The sequence below is a fragment of the Haloarchaeobius amylolyticus genome (assembly GCF_026616195.1).
Classification (GTDB): Archaea; Halobacteriota; Halobacteria; order Halobacteriales; family Natrialbaceae; genus Haloarchaeobius; species Haloarchaeobius amylolyticus.
This window is the reverse complement of the sequence record NZ_JANHDH010000002.1, coordinates 123,811-145,537: the sequence shown is the minus strand read 5'-3', so window position 1 is coordinate 145,537 and position 21,727 is coordinate 123,811. Positions and strand designations below refer to the sequence as shown.

The 21,727-nt window shown below is 68.1% G+C and carries 23 protein-coding genes and 1 tRNA gene; 14 read left to right on the top strand and 10 right to left on the bottom strand.

Annotated features, from left to right (window positions below; all coding sequences use genetic code 11):
- The first annotated feature begins 83 nt into the window (after window positions 1-83).
- The 5 genes from NOV86_RS13155 to NOV86_RS13135 all read left to right on the top strand — a co-directional run bounded on the left by NOV86_RS13155 (window position 84) and on the right by NOV86_RS13135 (window position 6,354).
- The gene (locus NOV86_RS13155) at window positions 84-1,061 is read left to right on the top strand and encodes an ROK family protein (protein ID WP_267641940.1); all 978 of its coding nucleotides are present in this window, start codon (window positions 84-86) and stop codon (window positions 1,059-1,061) included.
- A 138-nt stretch (window positions 1,062-1,199) separates the two neighbouring features.
- Entirely contained in the window at window positions 1,200-2,756 is a 1,557-nt protein-coding gene (locus NOV86_RS13150; protein WP_267641939.1) for an LVIVD repeat-containing protein, read from the top strand.
- A gap of 41 nt (window positions 2,757-2,797) precedes the next feature.
- Window positions 2,798-4,357: an LVIVD repeat-containing protein gene (locus NOV86_RS13145; protein WP_267641938.1), complete on the top strand. Its 1,560-nt coding sequence runs from the start codon at window positions 2,798-2,800 to the stop codon at window positions 4,355-4,357.
- 67 nt (window positions 4,358-4,424) lie between these two features.
- Window positions 4,425-5,900: an LVIVD repeat-containing protein gene (locus NOV86_RS13140; protein ID WP_267641937.1), complete on the top strand. Its 1,476-nt coding sequence runs from the start codon at window positions 4,425-4,427 to the stop codon at window positions 5,898-5,900.
- A gap of 82 nt (window positions 5,901-5,982) precedes the next feature.
- On the top strand, window positions 5,983-6,354 hold the full coding sequence (locus NOV86_RS13135; protein WP_267641936.1) for a NifU family protein: 372 nt from the start codon (window positions 5,983-5,985) through the stop codon (window positions 6,352-6,354).
- 209 nt (window positions 6,355-6,563) lie between these two features.
- On the opposite strand, the gene NOV86_RS13130 is transcribed toward NOV86_RS13135, so the two are convergent.
- Window positions 6,564-6,923 (bottom strand): cell division protein SepF, encoded by a 360-nt coding sequence (locus tag NOV86_RS13130; RefSeq protein ID WP_267641935.1) that lies wholly within the window; start codon window positions 6,921-6,923, stop codon window positions 6,564-6,566.
- Between the two features lie 195 nt (window positions 6,924-7,118).
- On the opposite strand from NOV86_RS13130, the gene NOV86_RS13125 reads away from it, so the two are divergent.
- Both NOV86_RS13125 and NOV86_RS13120 read left to right on the top strand, forming a co-directional pair.
- Window positions 7,119-7,541 (top strand): hypothetical protein, encoded by a 423-nt coding sequence (locus tag NOV86_RS13125; RefSeq protein WP_267641934.1) that lies wholly within the window; start codon window positions 7,119-7,121, stop codon window positions 7,539-7,541.
- Window positions 7,542-7,586: 45 nt separating this feature from the next.
- Window positions 7,587-8,300, top strand: coding sequence for a DUF1028 domain-containing protein (locus NOV86_RS13120; RefSeq protein WP_267641933.1), 714 nt, complete (start codon window positions 7,587-7,589; stop codon window positions 8,298-8,300).
- A gap of 206 nt (window positions 8,301-8,506) precedes the next feature.
- Here the strand turns inward: NOV86_RS13120 and NOV86_RS13115 are convergent, their stop codons facing one another.
- Window positions 8,507-8,986 carry an RNA-binding protein gene (locus NOV86_RS13115; RefSeq protein WP_267641931.1) on the bottom strand — a complete coding sequence of 160 codons (480 nt, stop codon included), beginning with the start codon at window positions 8,984-8,986 and terminating at the stop codon, window positions 8,507-8,509.
- 132 nt (window positions 8,987-9,118) lie between these two features.
- Between NOV86_RS13115 and NOV86_RS13110 the strand changes: the two genes are divergently transcribed.
- From NOV86_RS13110 to NOV86_RS13095, 4 genes are all read left to right on the top strand, one after another.
- On the top strand, window positions 9,119-9,415 hold the full coding sequence (locus tag NOV86_RS13110; RefSeq protein WP_267641929.1) for a DUF7562 family protein: 297 nt from the start codon (window positions 9,119-9,121) through the stop codon (window positions 9,413-9,415).
- 66 nt (window positions 9,416-9,481) lie between these two features.
- Window positions 9,482-10,792 carry an RNB domain-containing ribonuclease gene (locus tag NOV86_RS13105; protein ID WP_267641928.1) on the top strand — a complete coding sequence of 437 codons (1,311 nt, stop codon included), beginning with the start codon at window positions 9,482-9,484 and terminating at the stop codon, window positions 10,790-10,792.
- A 94-nt stretch (window positions 10,793-10,886) separates the two neighbouring features.
- Window positions 10,887-11,711: a hypothetical protein gene (locus tag NOV86_RS13100; RefSeq protein ID WP_267641927.1), complete on the top strand. Its 825-nt coding sequence runs from the start codon at window positions 10,887-10,889 to the stop codon at window positions 11,709-11,711.
- Between the two features lie 71 nt (window positions 11,712-11,782).
- Entirely contained in the window at window positions 11,783-11,956 is a 174-nt protein-coding gene (locus NOV86_RS13095) for a hypothetical protein (RefSeq protein ID WP_267641925.1), read from the top strand.
- 311 nt (window positions 11,957-12,267) lie between these two features.
- On the opposite strand, the gene NOV86_RS13090 is transcribed toward NOV86_RS13095, so the two are convergent.
- The 6 genes from NOV86_RS13090 to NOV86_RS13065 all read right to left on the bottom strand — a co-directional run bounded on the left by NOV86_RS13090 (window position 12,268) and on the right by NOV86_RS13065 (window position 16,335).
- Window positions 12,268-12,339: transfer RNA gene (locus tag NOV86_RS13090), tRNA-Ala, on the bottom strand.
- 34 nt (window positions 12,340-12,373) lie between these two features.
- Window positions 12,374-13,021, bottom strand: coding sequence for a rhomboid family intramembrane serine protease (locus NOV86_RS13085; RefSeq protein WP_267641924.1), 648 nt, complete (start codon window positions 13,019-13,021; stop codon window positions 12,374-12,376).
- Window positions 13,022-13,148: 127 nt separating this feature from the next.
- Window positions 13,149-13,457, bottom strand: a complete 309-nt coding sequence (gene rpsJ / locus NOV86_RS13080) for a 30S ribosomal protein S10 (protein ID WP_261649817.1) — start codon at window positions 13,455-13,457, stop codon at window positions 13,149-13,151.
- A 3-nt stretch (window positions 13,458-13,460) separates the two neighbouring features.
- Window positions 13,461-14,726 (bottom strand): translation elongation factor EF-1 subunit alpha, encoded by a 1,266-nt coding sequence (gene tuf / locus NOV86_RS13075; protein ID WP_267641923.1) that lies wholly within the window; start codon window positions 14,724-14,726, stop codon window positions 13,461-13,463.
- Window positions 14,727-14,857: 131 nt separating this feature from the next.
- On the bottom strand, window positions 14,858-15,805 hold the full coding sequence (locus tag NOV86_RS13070; RefSeq protein ID WP_267641922.1) for a homoserine dehydrogenase: 948 nt from the start codon (window positions 15,803-15,805) through the stop codon (window positions 14,858-14,860).
- Entirely contained in the window at window positions 15,802-16,335 is a 534-nt protein-coding gene (locus tag NOV86_RS13065; RefSeq protein WP_267641920.1) for an amino acid-binding protein, read from the bottom strand. The genes NOV86_RS13070 and NOV86_RS13065 overlap by 4 nt, the downstream gene beginning before the upstream one ends.
- A 139-nt stretch (window positions 16,336-16,474) precedes the next feature.
- Between NOV86_RS13065 and NOV86_RS13060 the strand changes: the two genes are divergently transcribed.
- Entirely contained in the window at window positions 16,475-16,693 is a 219-nt protein-coding gene (locus NOV86_RS13060) for a hypothetical protein (protein ID WP_267641919.1), read from the top strand.
- A gap of 22 nt (window positions 16,694-16,715) precedes the next feature.
- On the opposite strand, the gene NOV86_RS13055 is transcribed toward NOV86_RS13060, so the two are convergent.
- Together NOV86_RS13055 and NOV86_RS13050 are read right to left on the bottom strand one after the other, a co-directional pair.
- Window positions 16,716-17,045 (bottom strand): hypothetical protein, encoded by a 330-nt coding sequence (locus NOV86_RS13055; RefSeq protein ID WP_267641918.1) that lies wholly within the window; start codon window positions 17,043-17,045, stop codon window positions 16,716-16,718.
- A 121-nt stretch (window positions 17,046-17,166) separates the two neighbouring features.
- Window positions 17,167-19,353 (bottom strand): elongation factor EF-2, encoded by a 2,187-nt coding sequence (locus NOV86_RS13050; RefSeq protein WP_267641917.1) that lies wholly within the window; start codon window positions 19,351-19,353, stop codon window positions 17,167-17,169.
- 219 nt (window positions 19,354-19,572) lie between these two features.
- Here NOV86_RS13050 and NOV86_RS13045 point away from each other — a divergent pair, with 219 nt between their 5' ends.
- Together NOV86_RS13045 and NOV86_RS13040 are read left to right on the top strand one after the other, a co-directional pair.
- A complete protein-coding gene (locus NOV86_RS13045; RefSeq protein ID WP_267641915.1) occupies window positions 19,573-20,325 on the top strand; it encodes a DUF5781 family protein in 753 nt (250 codons plus the stop codon).
- Between the two features lie 78 nt (window positions 20,326-20,403).
- Entirely contained in the window at window positions 20,404-21,726 is a 1,323-nt protein-coding gene (locus NOV86_RS13040; protein ID WP_267641914.1) for a serpin family protein, read from the top strand.
- Window position 21,727: the final 1 nt, after the last annotated feature.

Sequence of the window (21,727 nt, the reverse complement as noted above, 5' to 3'; positions counted from 1 at the left end):
GCCCGGGGGATGACACTGCCACCCTCACTCATTCGCGAGTAAATCTAACGAATTAAGTGTCCGCCCCTCCGTTTCCCATCTACATGGCCACGTACGCGGGCGTCGACCTCGGCGCGACCAACGTCCGAGCCGTCGTCGGCGACGACGACGCACGCATCATCGGCTCGTATCGCACGAAGACGCCGCAGGGACCGACCGGCATCGACGTGACCGAGGCGGTCCTCGACACGCTCCGTCGCGCCTGCGCGGACGCCGGCGTCGACCCGACGGAGATCTACGCCACGGGTATCGGCGCCGCCGGCCCCCTCGACCTCGCCCAGGGGACCCTCGAGACCCCACCGAACCTCCCCGACACCGTCGAGCGCGTGCCCCTGACCGGGCCCATCGAGCAGCTCGTCGACTCCGAGCGCGTCTACCTCCACAACGACACCAACGCCGGCTGCATCGGCCAGCGCTTCTTCGCCGACCGCAACCCCGACGACATGGTGTACATCACCATCTCCTCCGGTATCGGCGCCGGCGTCTGCATCGACGGGAAGGTCGCCAGCGGCTGGGACGGCAACGCCGGCGAGGTCGGCCACTACGTCGTCGATCCGCAGGGACGGCTCACCTGCGGCTGTGGCAAGGAGGGACACTGGGAGGCGTACTGTTCCGGGAACAACATCCCACGCTACGCCCGCCTCCTCGCCGACGACGACCCCGAGTTCGACACCGCACTGCCCCTGGACGACCCCGACTTCTCCGCGAAGGACGTCTTCGACCACGCCCGCGACGACGAGTTCGCCAGCCACGTCGTCGACCAGCTCGCTCACTGGAACGCCATCGGCGTCACCAACGTCGTCCACTCCTTCGCCCCCATCGTCGTCTACATCGGCGGCGCGGTCGCGCTCAACAACACCGAACTCGTCATGGACCCCATCCGCGAGCGCGTCGACGACATGGTGATGACGAACGTCCCCGACATCCAGCTGACCACACTCGGCGACGACGTTGTCGTCAAGGGCGCGCTGGCGAGCGCGCTGACCGCCGGCACCGGCGACCGGTCGAAGCTCCGTCGGTAGGGCGCCTCCGCGACTGCCCGCCTCCCTGCCCGCTGTACGCCCCACCCTGTTCTCGTTGTCGATACCGTGACAGTCCATAACACAAATAGATGCTTACATTCCCACAGTTTTTCAACCGTACAAATCGTCCGTCGCGGTATGCGACGCAGAGACGTCCTGCGAACCGGTGCTGGCGTGCTCGCTGCGAGCGCGGTCGGCTCGGTCGCAACCGCCCTCCCTACCGAATCGTACGCTCCCCTCGGCAGTGCGGCCGTCGAAGGGACACAGGAAGTGACCGTCGGCGACGACGGGCAGACCGCCTACGTCGCCAACGGGACCGGCTTCACCGCCGTCGACGTGAGCGACCCCGCGACGCCGACCGTCGTCGCCGACCAGCGCGACCTGCTCGCCGACGCCGAGAACGGCCCCATGAAGATGGTCGCCGACGTGAAGGTCGACGGTGACCGCCTCCTCGTGGTCGGCCCGAACAGCCCCAGCCGGGACAAGCTCGTCAAGGCCGCCCTGCTGTACGACGTGTCCGACCCCGCCAACCCCGAACAGCTGGCGGTCAAGAAGGTCGACCACCCCATCCACAACTCCTTCTTCGTCGACGGGTACGCCTACCTCACGCGCAGTGACTTCGACAGGGAGTCGATGCGCATCTTCGACGTCTCCGACGACAGTTTCACCGAGGTCAGCGATTTCGGTATCGTCGACCACGACGAGAGGTGGCAGGACGTCCACGGCTGGCTCCGCAGCCTCCACGACCTCTGGGTGCAGGGCGACTACGCCTACTTCGCCAACTGGGAGGCCGGGACGTTCATCGTCGACATCTCGGACAAGGCGAACCCCGAGGTCGTCTCCCGGCTGGGCGGCCTCGACGCCGCGAAGCTCTCCCAGCTCAAGCAGGAGGACTTCAGCCGCATCGGCATCCAGCCCCCGGGCAACAACCACTACGTCACGGTCGACGAGTCCGCGGAGACCCTGTACGTCGGCGCCGAGTCCTGGGACCTGAAGCCCGACGACGACACCCGCGGTGCCTCCGGCATCGACGTCTGGGACATCAGCGACAAGGCCAACCCCGAGGAGCTCACGACCATCCGCGCGCCCGGCTCGCCCGACGAGAGCTTCCAGGGCAAGTTCACCACCTCGCACAACTTCGACGTGCACGACGGCCGGCTCTACACCAGCTGGTACTACGGCGGCGTGATGATCCACGACGTCTCCGACCCGGCGAGCCCCGAGCGCCTCGCCTGGTGGCGCGACCCCGAGTCCCAGCAGTTCTGGGGCGCTAAGTTCACGGGCGACCGCGACTTCTTCGTCGCCGGCAACATGGGCCCCGGCAAGGACAACACCGGCGGCCTCGTGACGTTCCCCGACACGGCGGCCGAGATGGCCGACCCGCCGGGCGTGTTCACCGCCCCGTCGAACAGCAGCCGCGTCACCGAGAGCGACTGGCCGGAGTACGTCGCCAAGCAGAACCAGACGACCACGACCAGCCAGTCGACGACGGCACAGCCGACCACCAGCGACCCGCCGGAGACGACCACGACCGCCGAACCGACCACCACGACGAGCGGCGGCACCACCGCCACGTCCGGTGGCGACGGTGGCGACGACGGCGGCAGCGAGGGCAGCACGCCCGGCTTCGGCGTCCTCGCGACCGTGGCCGGCCTCGGGCTGGGTGCCGCCCGGTTCCTCGGCAAGCGCGACTGAACAGGCAGCCGATTTAACTCGTCTCGGCCGAAGCCTCGCATATGCGACGCCGAGACGTCCTGCGCGCCGGGGTGGGCGCGCTCTCCCTTCCCCTGGTCGGCGGTGCGGCGACCGCCCGCCGAGACGACACCACCCACACGACCACCCCGTACGAACCACTCGGCAGTGTCACCATCGACGGCGCGGCCGAAGCCGTCGTGAACGAGGACGGCACCGTGGCCTTCCTCGCCGTCGGCGACGGGTTCGCGACCGTGGATATCGCCGACCCCACCTCCCCTAGCGTCCTCGCCGAGCGTCGCGGGCTCTCCCCCGAGGGCAGCGACCAGACCCTCCAGACGATCCTCGACGTGAAGTACGCCGACGACCTGCTGGTCGTGCCCGGGCCGGCCCAGTCCGGCCCCATCGCGGGCTTCTTCCTGTACGACGTGACGGACCCCGCGAGCCCCGAGCGACTCTCGTGGTACTCGATGCCCTTCGTGCTCCACAACGTCGACTTCGACGGCTCGTACGTCTACGCGACCGGGCTGAACGGGGCGCGGAACCCGCTGTCCATCGTGGACGTGACCGACCCGACCGACCCCCAGCCGGGGAGTCGCTGGTCGCCCATCGACTACGGCCACGGCTGGGAGGACTTCGAGTCGTTCCAGACGCTCCACGACGTGACCGTCCAGGGCGACTACGCCTACTGCGCCTACTGGGACGCCGGCGTCTTCGTCCTCGACGTCAGCGACCGGACCGACCCCAGGTTCGTCGGCCACGTCGGCGACTACACGCCAGAGGAACTGCAGGACCTGCCACAGAGCGCGGGGCTCGAACCACCGGGGAACGCCCACTACGTCGCGGTGAACGACGACGCCAGCATCATGGCCGAAGGTGGCGAGTCCTGGGACCTCCAGTCCGACGACGGCGAGGGCGGCCCCTCCGGTATCGAGCTGTTCGACCTCTCGGACCCCGCGAGCCCCGAGAAGCTCGCGACCATCGAGCCACCGAAGACGGCGGACGCCAGCTACAGCGCCGGGACCTGGACCACCTCGCACAACTTCGAGCTCACGGGCGACCGCCTCTACTCCTCGTGGTACCAGGGCGGCGTGATGATCCACGACATCTCGGACCCGGCGAACCCCGACCGCCTCGTCTGGTGGCGCGACCCCGACGAGCTGGCGTTCTGGACGGCTCGCCTGGCCGTGGACGACGAGTTCTTCGTCGCCTCCGCGTACGCGGTCCCGGGGACGAACACGAGCGGACTGTACACGTTCCCGGACCGCGCCGGCGAGCAAGTCGACCCCTCGTCGCTGGTCGTCGCGCCCGAGGACGACCTGCCGACACGGACGACGACGCGGACCACCACCACGTCGGCGACGACGCGGACCACCACCACGTCGGCGACGACGCGGACCACCACCACGTCGGCGACGACGCGGACCACCACGACAGCCGGCGACGAGCAGACTCCAGCGACCACGACGACCACCGCGGGCGACACGGGAGGCTCGCCCGACGAGGCCATCCCCGGCTTCGGCCCGGTCGCGACGCTGGTCGGGATGGGCGTCGGCGCGGCCGGCTATCTCCGGCGCCGCCGACGCCGGCGGGAACAGGACTGACAGCCAGAAACATCATGCTTCCCGGTCGTTCGGACAGACTTATCTCCGCACAGTCGTCACCCGGACCATGGACGAGTCCCCCTCCCGAATCGACAGACGAACCGTGCTGCGCGCCGGGGCCGGTGCGCTCACCCTCCCGACGCTCGGCGGTGTCGCCGCCGGGACGACCGGGACACGGGCCGGGTACGAACCCCTCGGCAGCATCGAACTCCAGGGCGCGGCCGAAGCCGTCGTGAACGAGGACGGCACCGTGGCCTACGTGGCAGTCGGTTCCGGCTTCGTCTCGGTCGACATCTCGGACCCGACCGACCCGACCCTGCTCGGCGACGCCGCGAACCTCACCGACCCCGAGGGGACCAGCGTCCGTGAGGTCCTCGACGTGAAGTACGAGGACGACCGCGTGCTGGTCCCGACGGCCGCCCAGAACGGCGGCCCCCGCGGCATCTTCGTCTTCGACGTCTCCGACCCCGCCAGCCCCGAACAGGTCGGCGAGTGGTTCGAGACGCCCTCCCACGGGAACCACAACGCCCACCTGCTCGACGGCGTGGCCTACCTCACCGGCGGCTACGCGGTCGACATCGTCGACGTCTCGGAACCGCCCTTCGAGCGCCTCGCGACGTGGACGCCCGGCGACTGGAGCGCCGACTGGGAGGAGGTCCCGCCGAACACCGTGTTGCACGACCTCTACGTCCAGGGCGACCACGCCTACTGCGCCTACTGGGACGCCGGCGTCTTCATCCTCGACGTCAGCGACCCGGCGAACCCCACCTTCGTCGGGCGCAAGGGTGACTACACCCGCGACGAACTCGACGACCTGAGCCGGGCGAAGTACTTCGAACCGGCCGGGAACGACCACTACGTCACGGTGAACGACGACGCCACCGTCATGGTCGAGGGTGGCGAGTCGTGGGACGCGAACACCGAGGACGACGAGGGCGGACCCTCGGGGCTCGAACTGTTCGACATCAGCGACAGGGCCGACCCCCGGAAGCTATCGACCATCGAACCACCGAACTCGCCGAACAACACCTACGGGAACGGCACCTGGACGACTGCGCACAACTTCGAGCTGCGCGGCGACCGGCTCTACACCAGCTGGTACCAGGGCGGTGTGACGATCCACGACGTCTCGGACCCGGCGAACCCCGAACGTCTCACGTGGTGGGCCGAGCCGGAGACGTACGCGTTCTGGACCGCCCGGACCGCGGTCGCGGGCGACTTCTTCGTCGCCTCGGCGCACCAGGTCGCCGGGGTCTCGTCCGAGGGCCTGCTGACGTTCCCCGATGCCGCGGGCGAGATGACCGAGCTCCCGACCGACGTGTGGTGGGGCGAGGACCGGCCGGCAACAGGGACGACGACGACGGCGACCCGGACGCCGACGGCCACGCCCACCGCGACACCGACCGCGACACCGACACGGACGCCCACAGCGACCGAGGACGACGCCGCGGCCGGCTCGACCCCCGGTTTCGGCGTGGTCGCGACGCTCGTCGGTGCCGGGCTGGCCGGCGCCAGACTGCTCGGTCGCCGGAAGCCGGAATAGCCGGTCCCTCACGGTCGTTCCTGTGGAATCGTGCGAACGATACCCAAAGCTTTCTCACGTCCGGACGACCTACACACGAGTAATGAGTACCGACTCCTCTGACGCCGAGGGGGACACGCTGAAGGAGCGCCTCGAACGGTGGCTCGAACGCGAGATGCCCATCATCCAGATGCACGGCGGGACGAGCGCCGTCCGCGAGGCCGACCCCGAGACCGGCGAGGTCGTCATCGAACTCGGCGGCGGCTGTAGCGGCTGCTCCGTGGCCGACATCACGACCGGCAACATCGAGGCGGAACTGTACAAGTGGCCGGAGATCGAGGACGTGACCGTCCGGGTGCCCGAGACGGGCGAATCACTCGGCGTCGAGCAGGCCGAGTCCATCATGGGCGTCGACCGGACCGAGGGTGGACGCGGCGACTGGGGCTCTTCGAACCCCGGCAAGGACCACTTCTAGCGCGGGCGTTCTCGCCCGGCATCCGCGGCATCGCCACTGGCTGCGGTCTGTTGCGAACAGGCAGTCACGGCTCTCGGTGGCGTCCGTCCGGGGAGACTGCACACCCGCCCAGCCCCGGGACGGTCGCTGTCGTCAGGACACGCTGGGACTGGTCGCGGAATCGGATATAAAAGGTGGCTCGCCGGCGCGGCACCACTGACGAGAGAGGGTCAGTCGCGCCCGAGCTTCTCGCGGCTGATCTGGACGCCGGTCGGCGTGACGATGAGCTGGTCGTCGCCCTTCTGGACGATGTCGCCGCCGACCTCCTGTGCGACCTGGCGGAGCTCGTCGATGATGTGGTCGACGGTCCGGTCCTCGGTTCGCAGGCGCGTGATGTCGGCGATGACGAGGTCGCCGTCGTAGACGGCGTCCTTGATGTCGATGGCGTCTGCCTGCCCGGCGACCTCGGCGATGTGAACCTCCATCGCTGCCTCGCCGGAGACGGTGTCGAAGTCGTCGAGATCGAGTTCCAGATAGTCCTCGGTGCTACGCGAGCCGTTCGTGCCGAGGATCTTGGACATGAATCCCATACGGGAGAACGTCCGTCGGGACGAGTATAGTTCTTGCGTCGGACACCTGTCCGCGCGCCGAACCGTCTGGGCTGTCGTGGCAGTTCGACGCGGTTCCGGCGGCGCTTCGGCGGGCCCTGCCTCACGTCCCGGTACTCACGGGGCGGTCCGTGGGGGCCTCATGACCCATGCGACCCTCTGTCTAGGTGAACACGAATGACAGGGGACAGAACGAGGCGCCTGTCGACGGACGACGCCGACGCGACCCGGACAGCTGGCGAACACTCGGCACGCGCCACACAGCCGTGCCCGCCCCGCGTGGACGGCGTCACACTCGACGCCGTCCTGACCGACACAGACACCGACGGACAGGCGGTCGTCGTCTCGTGGGCGGCGTCCGATTCGGACGGCGACCTCGCGGACGTCACCGTCTGCGTCATCGGCCAGAACAGCGAACGGAACGCCGTGACCGTGGGCGTCGAGGGCGAGGAGGCAGCCGGGACCACCGCGGTCGGCGTCAACGACGACGCGCGGACCACCCGGTCCGGGCGGGTGCTCGTGCGCGTGACGGCGCGCGACGAGACGGGCGCGACCGCGACCGCCATCCGGCCCGTACAGCTCGACGACCCGCGGGTCTGACCCGCGACACGGACCTTTTTCGCCTCTCGCGCGACAGACCCAGGTATGACCTTCAGCATCTGCGTGCGCGAGACGTACGAGGACGACGAGGGCGAGGAGCAGACCCGCTTCGGCGTGGCCGTTACGACCCGGCTCCCGGGCGTCGGGACGCTGTGTCCCTGGGCCAGCGAGAACGGGGCGGTCGCCACCCAGAGCCTGACGAACGTCCGCCTCGGCGAGAAGGGCGTCGAGTACCTCGACGACGGGCTCGCGGTCGAGGACGCCCTGCAGGGCCTGCTCAACGCGGACGACAACGCGCCGGCCCGGCAGCTCCACGGCGTCGGCACCGAGGGGAGCTTCGCGTTCACCGGCGAGGAGTGCATGGACTGGGCCGGCGACCGCGTCGGCGAGAACTACACCGTCGCCGGGAACCTGCTCACTGGCGAGGCCGTCGTCGACGCCGTCGCCGAAGCCTACGAGGCGGGCGACCGCGACGAGCCGCTGGCGAAGCGACTGGTCGACGCGCTCGAGGCCGGCCACGCGGAGGGCGGCGACAAACGCGAGGACCTCCCCATCCAGAGCGCGGCGCTGGTGGTCGAGACGACCGAGGAGCGGGACCCCGAACCGTACTACGACGACCTGCGGGTCGACGCGACCGAGACGCCAATCGTCGACCTGCGCGAGACGTACGAACTGGCGCGCGAGGGGTTCGAGGCGGCACTGGAGAAGTACGGCGACGCCTACGAGGACGACGACATGGACGCGGTCTCGGACGCCTGAGCGGGCCGGGACCGCGTCGTCACTCGCCGTCTGGTACGTGAAGATGGCGCCGCGGGCGCGGCGCCGCAGAGGCACTGTGAGACGAGGGGGATGCCCTGTCTCGTGTGGACCGACGGTCGCAGGACGGTTGAGTGGCGTGCCTGATTCCTCATGGACGCGGAACGTCCCGGCGCCACCGACCCAGAGATCGAGAGACTGCGGCGGGTTCAGACCTTGAACTCGTAGAGGTCGTCGCCGACGTGGTGGAGCGACTCGACGACCTTGCCGGAGTCGCCGACCATGTCGTCACCGCCGGTGAGTGCGCGCCCGATGGCGAGCACCTTCCCGTGGGTCTCCTCGGCGATGACGACCAGATCGCCCGCGGCGATGGCCGAATCCGCCTCGACGATGCCCGGCCGCATCACGTCCGCGCCGCCGGAGACGAACGAGATGGCGCCGGCGTCGACAGTCACGACGCGGCGGGTCACCTCGTGGGCGTTCGCGCCCGCGACGGTGAGGAACGGTTCGTCCTCGACGTAGCAGACCTGCGGGTCGCCGTCGACGAGCACGAGGTCGAACTCGCTCCCGTCGAGTTCGACGAGTTCGTAGGCGTCTCCGTCGAGGTCGACGCCGAGCTGGTCCGCGATGGCCGACTCGACCTCGCTCACGTCGTCGCTGCGAAGGTGGTGGCGTGACTTGACCTGCATACTCGGGCGGTCGGCGGGGAGGCGCATAAACGACGCGCTCTCGCCGGGACGACGGCGGTCCGGGGGCACGGTGGCCGGGTGTCACGCCACACCGCGACAAGGGCTTTAACCCTCCCCTGCATCTGTCGATGTATGTGGGGTTCCCGGACAGACCGGGGAGACGATACCGTCACGTGCATCTCCTGTGGCGAGGACGTTCCACGTCGAAACGCACGGGAGTACGACAAGTACGGCAACCGCTGGGAGCGCACCGGCAAGGAGTTCGAGTTCCTCTGCAAACCGTGCTACCGCGCCGAGTGCCACCAGCCGCGAGACGAACTGGAGTCACTGCTCTGTGAGATCGACGGCGCCGAGATGACACAGGAGGAGTTCCTCGAGACGTACGACCGACTCGTCGAGGAGCGCTACGGGACCTCGGAGCAGTCCTGAGGGGACCGCCGCCACGGCGCGGTCACCCCGACACGTTTTCGTGCCGGCCGGGCGTAGGCCAGTGATATGAACGACAAACAGAGCGCGCAGGCCGCGGCCGGGACTGCGGAAGGCCAGGGCCCCGTCGAGATCGACGAGGAGCTCGCGCGCCACCTCGAGAACAAGCGAGAGCAACTCTTCGAGAAGTTCGAGATCCGTGACGAGTTCCCCCAGAAGGTCCTCGACGAGGCCGAGGAACGCACCACCGACGTCCAGCAGGAGATACAGGACGAACTCGACGAGCGCGAGGACCTGCGCGACCTGACGACGTGGACGACCGACCCGGTCGACGCCCAGGACTTCGACGACGCCATCTCCATCCGCGAGAACGAGGAGACGTACACGCTGTGGGTCCACATCGCCGACGTGACCCACTACGTCCATCCCGAGAGCGCGATGTGGGAGGAGGCCGTCGAGCGCGGGAACACCGTCTACCTCCCCGCCTACACCATCCACATGCTGCCGCCGATGCTCGCCGAGACGGTCTGCTCGCTGGTCCCCAACGAGGACCGCCTCGCCCACACCGTCGAGATGGAACTCGACAAGGAGACCCTCTCCTACGACGAGATAGACATCTACAAATCGGTCATCCACTCCGACGAGCGCCTGACCTACACCCAGACCGAGAAGCGCCTCGACGAGGAGGACGCCGCCCTCCACGACGAGATCTCGCTCGTCTTCGACGTGGCCGACCGCCTCCACGAGCAGCGCAAGGAGGACGGCTCGCTCGTCCTGAACCCCCGCCGCGACCGCGCCCACACCATCATCGAGGAGTGCATGCTGAAGGCGAACAAGGCCGTCACGCACGTCCTCATGTGGAACCGCGGCGTCGAGGCGATGTACCGCGTCCACCCCCAGCCCACCCCCGACGAGTGGGACAAGGCGCTGGTCGAGATACAGGACCTCGATGGCGTGAGCATCCCCGGTGACTCCTGGGACGACCCCCGGAGGGCCGTCAACGCGACGCTGGAGACCGCCCCCGAGCGCCAGCTCGGCAAGATCCAGTGGGCCGTGATGAAGGTCATGCCGCGCGCGAAGTACATGTCCGACCCCTTCGGCGGCCACCACGCGCTGAACTTCGACATCTACGGGCACTTCACCTCGCCCATCCGCCGGCTCTCGGACCTCATCAACCACTACATCGTCTACACCAACGACGTGCCGGAGGACCTCGCCGCGCTCTGTTCGGCCGCCTCGGACAAGCAGAAGGCCGCAGAGACCTGCGAGCGCGAGTACAAGCAGTTCCTCCAGGAGGTCGGCCTCGACCCCAACGCCGTCAACAACCGCGGCATCCGGGTCGTCGAGGACGACGAGGAGGAAGAGCACACCGCCGAGTAGGACGCCGGTACCGTTTTCGGCCTGTCTGTCGAAGAACAGGTAGATTCATGCGACGCCCGCCAGCGACCCGCCCGCCCCGACAGGTGGTCCCACCGTGAACTACGTCGTCTTCGTCGCGCTCGTGCTGGCCCTGTTCGCGGGCACGTTCTGGGTCCTCACCCGCGCGTTCGAGCGACGAAGGCCCGACCAGCCGGGAGAATCATCGACCGCGACGGTGACCGGCGACACCGGTGCCGACCGGTCGAGTGCCCCGACCGACAGCCGTCGGTCCGACGACCACAGCCTGACGCAGCCGCTCGGCGACGACTTCGTCTGCCGACTGCTGGACGTGACCGACGCGGGCCTCCGCGTCGCGGTCACCGACGGCGACGACACGGCCGTGTTCCTCGTCACCGGCTACGACGACCACGCCGGGACCGCCACCGTCGAACCCGACCCCGCGGCAGCCGCGCCACGGGACGGCGGCCAACCGGTCTACGGCGCGTTCCCCGGGCCGGTGGGGTACACGGCTGCTGGCGGCACTGCAGGGCCTGCTGACGCAGACGAACAGGCTGCTGGCGACGAAGACGGAGGGGAAGACGACTGGACACCGGCCGCCCGGGAGGCACTCGAAACCGGCTTCGACCCCGTCTTCGACGTCCGGGACTTCCTCCCGGCGAGCGACCCACCGCGCGTGCAGGCACTCCGCGACCGCTTCGACCACGCCCACGTCGACACCTACCCCGAGGGCGACCTCCTCGAAGTGACGGACCGCGACCGGCTGGTTCGCGTCCTCGTCCCCGACGAGGGCCCACCACGGCTCACCGAGGCCGGCAGCACGAGCGACGACACGACCGACCCCTGGCTCGCCGACGCCCTCGAGTACGCCGACGCCGTCGACCTCTCGCCCACCGACGAGCCCGAACCCATCACCGAGTAGGAGCGCCTCCGAATGACAGCTGGCTGAGACGCCGCGTCACGGATTTCCCGTCCCACACCGTATCCACGCACATGTACCGCGTCATCCTCCCCGAGGGCCAGATCGAGTGCGACAGCTACGAGAAGGTCGAGAAAGGCATCGAGTGCTACATCGACGGCCAGTTCGCCGCGTTCGTCCCGTACGAGAACTGCCGTGCTCTCGTCGACGAGGAGGTCGTGGTGACCGACGAACGGTCGGTGTGGTAGTCCCGAGTCGGGCCGGCGATCGGGGACGTGAGTGTTGGTCGCGTGGAGTACCCGTGTTTTCCTTCGACGAGTTCGCGTGACGGCGGCGACCCGGATTCGGGTTGTCGATTCCTTCGATTTCGAGGGGTCTATTTCCGACCCGGGTTGGGGTGCAGAATCAGGCGTGGCCCGTGCTAGACGGGTGGTTATATGCTGATTCGACGCTGTAAGGAACCGACGTGACTCGCTGGGAGTCTCGTGAGCGAGCGTAGCGAGCGAACGGGACTACAGCGAGGCCACTGGACGAGTCGGGCGAAGCGAGACGAGAGAAGTGGACTCGCTGGGATTTGAACCCAGGGCCTCTTCCTTGCGAAGGAAGCGATCTACCCCTGATCTACGAGCCCGCGGAACGCAACCAAACCTTGCCCCCGCGGCGTATTAGTAACTTTCCTTTCGGTGCCCGTGCGTGGAACGTTGTGACGTCGCGAGCAGCCGGGTACGGCCGGCTGCCACGCCGATGAGGAAACCCGCGAAGTGGGCGACGAGGGCGACGCCGGGGGCCCCGGTCGCCCAGGTGACGGCGGCGGCGACGACGACGAACACGAGGAGTTCGGCCCACTCGGGGACGTCGAAGCGCGACAGCACGCCGTCGGTAACGCGGTTGCCGCCGAGGACGTAGCCGTAGAGAGCGAAGACGGCGCCGCTGGCGCCGAGGACCGCCGTGGGGCGCCCGAGGCCGATGGCGGCGACGAACCCGCTCGTGAGGACCTGTGCGAGCCCGGCGAGGGCACCGCTCACCACGAAGAAGGCGTGGTACCGGAACCGGGAGGTCTTCCGTTCCAGGACGAAGCCGACGAGCGCGAGCGCGATGGCGTTCGAGAGGAGGTGCATCGGGCCGGCGTGTGCGTAGACGCTCGTGACGAGCGTCCACGGCCGGTCGAACGGGGCGTAGAGGGTGAACAGGAAGTCGTGGAACCCCGCGAGGCCCAGAAGGCCCTGGAAGACGCTGACGACGAGCTGGAGGGCGAAGACGAGTGCGAAGACGACGAACGTCTCGAGGGTGGGGCTCCCGGCGCGACGGGACATAGTTACACTCGGGCGGCGTCGCTACTAAAGATTCGGGTGGTGCGAAAGAGAGTAAGATTCGCGACCGAGGTGCGGACGACGGAACTGCGCGAGAGAGCGACGGCGAAGCCGTCGTTCGGCCCTCGGGTCAGTCCTCGAGGACGATCTCGATGCTGACGTCGTTCGGGACCTGGATCCGCATGAGCTGGCGAAGTGCGCGCTCGTCGGCGTCGAGGTCGATCAGACGCTTGTGGACGCGCATCTCCCAGTGTTCCCACGTCGCAGTCCCCTCACCGTCGGGGGACTTGCGGGTCGGGATCTCGAGCGTCTTGGTCGGCAGCGGGATGGGACCCGACAGGTTGACACCTGTCTTGTTCGCGATCTCGCGAACGTCGTCACAGATGTTGTCGAGGTCGTCGGGGCTCGTTCCCGCGAGCCGGACGCGTGCCTGCTGCATTGTTTACTTCTCGTTGACGGACATGACCTTGCCAGCCGCGATGGTCTGGCCCATGTCACGAACTGCGAAGGAGCCGAGTTCCGGAATCTCGCCGGACGGCTCGATGCTGAGGGGCTTCTGCGGACGGACGGTGACGACCGCGGAGTCGCCGGACTGGATGAAGTCCGGGTTCTCCTCGGCGACCTCGCCCGAGGACGGGTCCATCTTCTTGTCGATGGACTCGATGGTACAGGCGACCTGTGCCGTGTGGGCGTGGAAGACCGGCGTGTAGCCGGCCGTGATCACGGACGGGTGCTGCATGACGACGATCTGGGCCTGGAACGTCTCGGCGACCGACGGCGGGTCGTCGGCGGGGCCACAGACGTCACCGCGGCGGATGTCGTCCTTGCCGATGCCACGGACGTTGAACCCGACGTTGTCACCGGGGCCGGCCTGGGGCACCTCTTCGTGGTGCATCTCGATGGTCTTGACCTCGCCACCGACGTCGGACGGCTGGAACGAGACGTTGTCGCCCGTGTTGAGCATCCCCGTCTCGACGCGGCCGACCGGGACCGTACCGATGCCGGAGATGGTGTAGACGTCCTGGATCGGGAGGCGCAGCGGCGCGTCCGTCGGCGGCTGCGGCTCCGGCAGGTTGTTGAGGGCCTCGAGGAGGATGTCCCCGTCGTACCAGGAGGTGTTGTCGGAGCGCTCGGCGATGTTGTCACCCTCGAACGCGGAGATCGGGATGAACGTCGCGTCCTCGGAGCGGAACTGGACCTGCTTCAGCAGGTTCTGGACCTCCGCCTTGACCTCCTTGTACTTCTCCTCGCCGTAGTCGACGACGTCCATCTTGTTGACGCCGATGATGAGCTCGCCGATACCCAGCGTGCGGGCCAGGAAGACGTGCTCGCGGGTCTGGGGCGCGACACCGTCGTCGGCGGCGACGACGAGAACGGCGTTGTCGGCCTGGGACGCGCCGGTGATCATGTTCTTGACGAAGTCGCGGTGGCCCGGACAGTCGACGATGGTGAAGTAGTACTCGTCGGTGTCGAACTCCTGGTGGGCGATGTCGATGGTTACACCGCGCTCGCGCTCCTCGGCGAGGTTGTCCATGACGTAGGCGAACTCGAAGCCGCCCTTGCCCTTCTCTTCGGCTTCCTCGCGGTACTGCTCGATGACGTGCTCGGGCACGCTCCCCGTCTCGAAGAGGAGTCGCCCGACCAGTGTGCTCTTACCGTGGTCGACGTGGCCGATGATGGCCAGGTTCTGGTGCGGTTTGTCGCTCATTGTTGTATCTCACGCGCAGAGGCGCTGTGTGGGAATCTTTCGGCAGAAACAGTTAAAACCATTTCGATACGGGCCTCACGACACCCCGTCGCCGTCTTGCGGTTTGGCGTGCGAAGACACACCAAAGGGCGTCACTCGAGGCGCGCGACGTCCGCCAGCACCGCACTCGCGGTGGGGTCGCCACCGGCCCCGCGACCGCGCAGCGCGAGCGTGCCCGCGTGGTCGGTCTCCAGCTGGACGATGTTCTCCGTCCCGGTCACCGCGAGCGGACTGTCGGTCGGGACGAGTCGCGGGCCGACCCGGATGCCCGTCGGGGTCGCCTCGCCGACGAGACGGACGGTGCGCCCGTCGGACTGCGCGAGCTGGAGTGCACTCGGCGGGATGTCGACGATGCCGTCGACGTCCGCGTCCTCGAGGGTGTACTCCGTCTCGCCGCCGGCGAGCACGTTCGAGAGGATGACGCACTTGAGGGCGGCGTCGGTCCCCTCGACGTCGAAGGCGGGGTCGGCCTCGGCGACGCCGAGGTCCTGTGCCTCCGCGAGGACGTGCTCGTAGTCGAGCCCCTCGGCGGCCATCCGCGAGAGGATGAAGTTCGCCGTCCCGTTCAGGACGCCGCGGACCGCGGTCACCTGTGAAGGGCCGTAGTCCGCGATGGTGCCGAGCACCGGGATGGCGCCGGCGACGGTCGCCTCGAACAGCACCTCGCCCTCGCTCGCGGCCGCGAGGTCCATCACGTCGCCGTAGCGCTCGGCCACCGGGCCCTTGTTCGCCAGCACGACGTGCCGGTCGCGCTCCAGCGCGGTCCGGACGTGCGAGAAGCCGGGCTCGGCGTCGCCGAGTGTGGTCGGCGTCGCCTCGACGAGGACGTCGTACTCGCCGTCGAGCACCACCTCGGGGTCGGCCCCGCCGACGTAGCCACGCGCCGACTTCCGCGAGAGCACCGCGTCCACGTCGATGCCGTCGGGGTTCGTCACGCCGGAACTCGAGTCCGCCAGACCGGTCACGGTGTGGCCGTGCTCGCCCGCGAGGCGCGCGACCGAGCGTCCGACCGCGCCCGCACCGAGGACGGCGACCTTCATGCGTCTCCCTCCACGAGCGGTTCGACGACACGCAGCTCCTTCTTCTCGGCGACCTCGCGGACCACCGCGAGCGCCTCCTCGGTCTGGCCCGGCTCGACCGCGAGCTGTGCCCGCGCGCTCGAGACGTCGTCCGTCCCGGCCGGCGCGTCCAGCGCGAAGTCGATGACCGAGGCCCCACTGCACTCCTCGATGGTCTCCAGCGTGTCCGAGAGGTCCGTCTCGACGAGATGCCCGACGAGCAGCACGCTCACCTGCTCGGTGTACTGGTCGGCCCCGGCCTGCGTCACCGTGACGCCGGCGTCGCGCAGGCCCTGGACCACGTCCTCGAAGCGGCTCGGCGAGCACTCCAGGTCGACCTCGACCGGGATGTTCCCCCGCGGTGTCAGGTTCCCGCGCTCGTGGAATATCGAGAGCAGGTTCCCTCCGTTGTCCGCGATGGGACGGAGCGCGCGCAACAGCTCGCCCGGCTCGTCGACGAGTTCCAGCCGGACTGTGTACGCTCGCCGCGTCTCGGAGACGTCAGTCGCCATCGAAATCACCCGCGAAGAACACGGCGCGTCGTCGGTCCATACGTAGGTCTGACCTTCCTGAGCGATATAAGCCTTCAGCCACTCGCAAAACTCTCCTCACCTTCGGTGACTTCTTGTCTCGTCGGCCGAAGCCTCCCGTATGTCCATCGCACGACAGCTGTTCGACGTCGTGGTCGCCGGCGTCCTCGCGTTCGTCATCCTGCTCGTCGGGAGCGTCCTCGCCCCGGAACTCGCCCAGACCCTCGCCATCATCGTCGCCTGTGGCTTCTACTTCTCGCGCTACCCGTGGGGGTCACAGGACGGCTCCGCGATAAACGACCGCATCGACGACCTGTACGACAGCTACCTGCCGTTCTGATCCTCGGAGAATCGAAGACTGCTCACTCCCGGTACGTCTCGGCCAGCTGTGCGAGGTGCGCCGTGACGGCCTCCCGTGCCTCTCTCTGGCCGGGACAGGACGCGTCGGGACACCACTCCGCGACGACCGGCTCGGGGTCGTCCGGCCGCAGCGCGACCGCGCGCACGACCACGGTGCGCTCTGCGAGGTCGACCACCTCCCGGCGCAACTCCTCGCGCTCGCCCGCCGGTATCGACTCGTCCGGGTGCTCCTCTTCTGACCCGCCACCGGCGGTGATGGGCGGCGAGACGACCGTGGTGTGGACACCGACCGGGACGAGCCGACGACCACAGTGTTGGCAACCTGCGGGCACGTTACGTTCCGTATGTATCGCGGTATAGAATAAACGTTCCTGATAGCGTATCTTACAGTCACCTTCGCCGACAGACCCGCGGCTGGGCGGTCGCGAGAACGGGAGAGAAAGGAGAACCGGGTTACAGGTAGTCGGCGCCCTCGGGCAGCTCGAGCTTCATGCCCTTGCGCTCGCGGATCTCCATGATCTTCTCCTCCTGGAGACTGTCGGACATGAACTCGAAGCCGGCGTTCTCCGTGTTCCACGACGCACGACCCTCGGTCGCGCTGCGGATGTCGGAGGAGAAGCCGATCATCTCGTCGACGGGCGCGATGCCCTCGACGACCATGAGGTCACCCTCCTGGTACATGTCGTCGACGCGGCCACGGCGACCCTGGATCTCGCCGGAGGCGGCGCCCATGTGCTCGTTCGGCACGTCGATGCGGACGTCCTGCATCGGCTCCATCAGCGCGACACCCGAGTGGATGAGCGCGCGGTGGACGGCCTCCCGGACTGCCGGGATGACCTGGGCCGGGCCACGGTGGATGGTGTCCTCGTGGAGGCGGGCGTCCTTCAGGCGCAGCATCGCGCCCTGGACGGGCTCGGCGGCCAGCGGGCCGTCCTCGAGGGCCTCCTCGAGCCCCTCGATGACGAGTTCCATCGTCTCGTTGAGGTGCTGGATACCCTTCGTGTCGTCGATGAGGAGGTTCGTCCCGAAGATGTGCTCGACGTTCTGGGACGTGTCCTTGTCCATGCCGGCCTCCTGGAAGGCCTCACGGCGCTCCAGTTCGGGCATGTCCATCGAGACCTCACCCATGCGGATGGTCTCGACGATGTCCTCGCTGAGCGGTTCGAGGGTCATGTAGAACCGGTTGTGGCGGTTCGGGGAGATGCCCTCGACCTCGCCGGTCTCCGCGCGCGGCGCCTCGCGGTAGACGACGATGGGCTCACCGGTGATGACCGGGATGCCCTGGTTGCGCTCGATGCGCTGGGTGATGACCTCGAGGTGGAGCTCGCCCTGCCCGGAGATGAGGTGCTCGCCCGTGTCCTCGTTGATGGTGATCTGGATCGTCGGGTCCTCCTTGGACACCTGACGGAGCGTCTCGATGAGCTTCGGCAGGTCGTCCATGTTCTTCGCCTCGACGGACTTCGTGATGACCGGCTCGGAGATGTGTTCGATGGACTCGAACGGGGTCATCTCCAGCGAGGAGACGGTGGAGCCGGCGATGGCGTCCTTCAGACCCGTGACCGCGGCGATGTTCCCCGCGGGGACGTGGTCCACTTCCTCGCGCTCGCCACCCATGAACAGTCCGACGGACTGCAGGCGGTTCGTGCCGGCGGTGCCGGACACGTGGAGGTCCTGACCCTTCTCCATGGTGCCGGAGAAGACGCGACCGGTCGCGACCTCGCCAGCGTGGGGGTCCATGTGGATGTCGGTACACATGAAGACGACCTCGCCGTCGTCGTCGACGAGACGCATCTGCTCTGCGATCTCGGACTCGTCGTCACCGCGCCAGATGCGCGGGATACGGCGGGGCTGGGCCTCGATGGGGTCCGGGAAGTGCTCGACGACCATGTCGAGCACGACGTTCGAGAGCGGCGTCTTCTCGTGGAGCTCCTTGCGCTTGTCCGCGCGCTCGAGCTCGATGATGTCGCCGAAGTCCATGCCGGTGCGCTGCATGGAGTTCACCGAGACACCCCACATGTACAGGGCGGACCCGAACGCGACGGTGCCGTCCTGGACGGAGACCGTCCAGTCGTCGACGTCGTCCATGTCCTCGGTCATGCCGGCGATGAGTTCGTTGACGTCGCCGATGACCTTCTGGAGACGCTTTTGCATCTCCTCGGGACCCTCCTGCAGCTCGGAGATGAGGCGGTCGACCTTGTTGATGAACAGGGCCGGCTTCACACCCTCGCGGAGTGCCTGACGGACGACAGTCTCGGTCTGGGGCATGGCGCCCTCGACCGCGTCCACGACGACGAGCGCGCCGTCGACGGCACGCATCGCACGGGTCACGTCGCCACCGAAGTCGACGTGGCCCGGCGTGTCGATGAGGTTGATGAGGTGGTTGTCGCCGTCTACCTCGTGGGTCATCGACACGTTCGCCGCGTCGATGGTGATCCCACGTTCCTGCTCGTCCTCCTCCGTGTCCATCATGAGCTTGGTCGCCTCACCTTCGTCGGCGATCATGCCCGTCCCGGCGAGCAGGTTGTCTGTCAGTGTCGTCTTACCGTGGTCGACGTGCGCGGCGATGGCGATGTTCCGGATCTGCTCCGGCTTGTCCATCAGCCGTTCGCACTGTTCGACGATCTTCTTTCGTCTACCCATTGGTGTTGCGTACCGACGAAGGCGGTAAAAGTATGCTGTTTTCGATTCGCCGTGACACCGTGAGACGCCCGTTTTCGGGGCCCTCAGAACGACTTGGTGAGTCAATGGTACGCACAGTACTCCCCGGTTGACCGCCGAATCTCGACCCGGTACCCACTATCGGCAACGGTTCACGTAGCCGGAACCCTCATGACGCCCGAACGCTTGAGAGAGTATAGCATGGAGGTTCGCGTACAGGGTTCCGGGCCCACGGCTCCCTTCTTGAGCGCCCGGGACCTCTTCGAGACCGAGGCCGACGTCGAGTTGCCGATCCGCGTCCACGTCAGGGAGGACCCCGACGAGCGGACCTGGACAGGCCACTACGACGACCACCACGTCCTCAACATCTCGCGACGGGCCGCGACGAGCGTGATGGCCCGCGAACTCACCATCCACGAGTTCGCGCACATGGTGCGCTACGAGGAGGAACACCCCTCGCACGTCCAGTCGACCGACGAGGCCCTCTTCCTGGGCCTCGCGGGCAACAGCGTCGAGCGCCGCAAGGTCGCACACTGCTACCAGATCGCCAACCACATGAAGGACATCTACGCCGACGACATCACGATGCGGGTGTCCCCGCCGGAGAAGCTCGTCTCCTTCCTCGAATCGAGCCTCGCCGCGGCGGTCGCCGACCAGCCGAGCCCGCCACGGGCCGGGCTCATGCCCATCCAGCCGGGTGCCGACCCGGACATCACGGCGGTCAACGCGGCCTTCGCGCTCGCGCTGGTGGAACGCCACGACCTCGTCGACGACGACCACCCGATGTACGAACTCGCACGCGTGGCCGCGAGCGACGCGCCGGACGTGAGCGTCGAGCGATTCAAGCGCCACTTCGCAACGCTGGCCGACGACCCGAGCGAGAGCGGGTACCGGAAGGCCCTGGTCGACGTGACCCGGGAGTATGCGCTCGGCCGACAGCAGGCCGCAGACTGAGCGCCGTGCTCTCGCCAGGTTCAAATCGCTCTTTTACGTAAGCGCGCCGAGATAAGCTCGGAGCACCTCTGTACCGGCATGAACACCTGGAACCGCAGAGAGGTGCTCGCCCTGGCGGGCGCGCTCTCCATCCCGGCCCTGGCCGGCTGTCTCGGGAGCCTCGGCAACGGTGGCTCGACCGTGACGCCCGGCCTGCTCGCCTCCGACCTCGCCCGCGACACCGACCCGGCCGTCGACACGGACACGCTCCGCGAGCAGGTCCGTGCCAACACCGCGTTCGCCCTGGACCTGCACCACAACCGCGTGGCCGCGAAGCCGGGCGAGAACCTGTTCGTCTCGCCGCTCTCCATCTCGCTCGCGATGGCGATGGTGTGGGCGGGTGCCCGCGGCGACACCGAGGCCCAGATCGCCGAGACGCTGCACTACGTCGAGGACCAGGCAGACCTCCACCCGACGTTCAACCGGCTCGACCTCGCCATCGACACCCCCGCCGACGCCGAGGACGAGAGCTTCCGCCTCGACCTCGTGAACGCCCTCTGGGGGCAGTCGGACTACCCCTTCAGCGAGGAGTACCTCGACGTCATCGCCCGGAACTATGGCGCCGGCCTCCGCACCCTCGACTTCGTCGCCGAGCCCGAACCGGCCCGCGTGACCATCAACGACTGGGTCGCCGACCAGACCGAGGACCGCATCCAGGACCTGCTCTCGCCGGGCACCATCACGGACGACACCCGGCTCGTCGGGACCAACGCGGTCTACTTCAAGGCCCAGTGGGTCAACACCTTCCCGGAGGACGCGACCAGCCAGGGTACCTTCACCGCCCTCGACGACGCCGAGACGCAGGTCCCCCTCATGCGCCAGTCCGAGCTGTCGGTCCCCTACGCCGAGGTCGACGGCGCGCAGGCAGTCGAGCTGCCCTACGAGGGCGACGCGGCCAGCATGGTCGTCATCCTGCCGCCCGAAGGCGAGTTCGAATCCTACGAGCAGAACCTGGACGCAGACGCCCTCCACGGCCTGTTCGACGCGCTCGAACCCAACGAGGGTCGGGTCGTCCTCCCGAAGTTCACCTTCGGCTCCGCGGTCGGCCTGAACCAGGCCCTGAAGGACCTCGGGATGGCGGACGCCTTCGACCACGACCTCGCGGACTTCTCCGGGATGGTCGAGCCCGGCACCCCGGAACGGCTCGCCATCGACGACGTGGTCCACCAGACCTTCGTCGCGGTCGACGAGAACGGGACCGAGGCCGCGGCGGCGACGGCGGTCGTCGTCGGCACCGACTCCGCCCCGATGGACCCCTTCGAGTTCGTCGCGGACCGGCCGTTCCTGTTCGCCATCCGGCACCGCGAGACCGACTCCGTGCTGTTCCTCGGGCGGGTCGTCGACGCCGCGGCGGCGCAGTGAG

Bases quoted from the DNA above. Each gene is read 5' to 3' on its own strand.
- NOV86_RS13065 (WP_267641920.1), bottom strand. From the start codon at position 16,335: ATGGCGACTGACGTCTCCGAGACGCGGCGAGCGTACACAGTCCGGCTG.
- NOV86_RS13145 (WP_267641938.1), top strand. From the start codon at position 2,798: ATGCGACGCCGAGACGTCCTGCGCGCCGGGGTGGGCGCGCTCTCCCTT.
- NOV86_RS13040 (WP_267641914.1), top strand. From the start codon at position 20,404: ATGAACACCTGGAACCGCAGAGAGGTGCTCGCCCTGGCGGGCGCGCTC.
- tuf (WP_267641923.1), bottom strand. From the start codon at position 14,726: ATGAGCGACAAACCGCACCAGAACCTGGCCATCATCGGCCACGTCGAC.
- NOV86_RS13105 (WP_267641928.1), top strand. From the start codon at position 9,482: ATGAACGACAAACAGAGCGCGCAGGCCGCGGCCGGGACTGCGGAAGGC.
- NOV86_RS13120 (WP_267641933.1), top strand. From the start codon at position 7,587: ATGACCTTCAGCATCTGCGTGCGCGAGACGTACGAGGACGACGAGGGC.
- NOV86_RS13095 (WP_267641925.1), top strand. From the start codon at position 11,783: ATGTACCGCGTCATCCTCCCCGAGGGCCAGATCGAGTGCGACAGCTAC.
- NOV86_RS13050 (WP_267641917.1), bottom strand. From the start codon at position 19,353: ATGGGTAGACGAAAGAAGATCGTCGAACAGTGCGAACGGCTGATGGAC.
- NOV86_RS13155 (WP_267641940.1), top strand. From the start codon at position 84: ATGGCCACGTACGCGGGCGTCGACCTCGGCGCGACCAACGTCCGAGCC.
- NOV86_RS13150 (WP_267641939.1), top strand. From the start codon at position 1,200: ATGCGACGCAGAGACGTCCTGCGAACCGGTGCTGGCGTGCTCGCTGCG.
- NOV86_RS13085 (WP_267641924.1), bottom strand. From the start codon at position 13,021: ATGTCCCGTCGCGCCGGGAGCCCCACCCTCGAGACGTTCGTCGTCTTC.
- NOV86_RS13060 (WP_267641919.1), top strand. From the start codon at position 16,475: ATGTCCATCGCACGACAGCTGTTCGACGTCGTGGTCGCCGGCGTCCTC.
- NOV86_RS13130 (WP_267641935.1), bottom strand. From the start codon at position 6,923: ATGGGATTCATGTCCAAGATCCTCGGCACGAACGGCTCGCGTAGCACC.
- NOV86_RS13135 (WP_267641936.1), top strand. From the start codon at position 5,983: ATGAGTACCGACTCCTCTGACGCCGAGGGGGACACGCTGAAGGAGCGC.
- NOV86_RS13110 (WP_267641929.1), top strand. From the start codon at position 9,119: ATGTGGGGTTCCCGGACAGACCGGGGAGACGATACCGTCACGTGCATC.
- NOV86_RS13140 (WP_267641937.1), top strand. From the start codon at position 4,425: ATGGACGAGTCCCCCTCCCGAATCGACAGACGAACCGTGCTGCGCGCC.
- NOV86_RS13070 (WP_267641922.1), bottom strand. From the start codon at position 15,805: ATGAAGGTCGCCGTCCTCGGTGCGGGCGCGGTCGGACGCTCGGTCGCG.
- NOV86_RS13125 (WP_267641934.1), top strand. From the start codon at position 7,119: ATGACAGGGGACAGAACGAGGCGCCTGTCGACGGACGACGCCGACGCG.
- NOV86_RS13045 (WP_267641915.1), top strand. From the start codon at position 19,573: ATGGAGGTTCGCGTACAGGGTTCCGGGCCCACGGCTCCCTTCTTGAGC.
- NOV86_RS13115 (WP_267641931.1), bottom strand. From the start codon at position 8,986: ATGCAGGTCAAGTCACGCCACCACCTTCGCAGCGACGACGTGAGCGAG.
- rpsJ (WP_261649817.1), bottom strand. From the start codon at position 13,457: ATGCAGCAGGCACGCGTCCGGCTCGCGGGAACGAGCCCCGACGACCTC.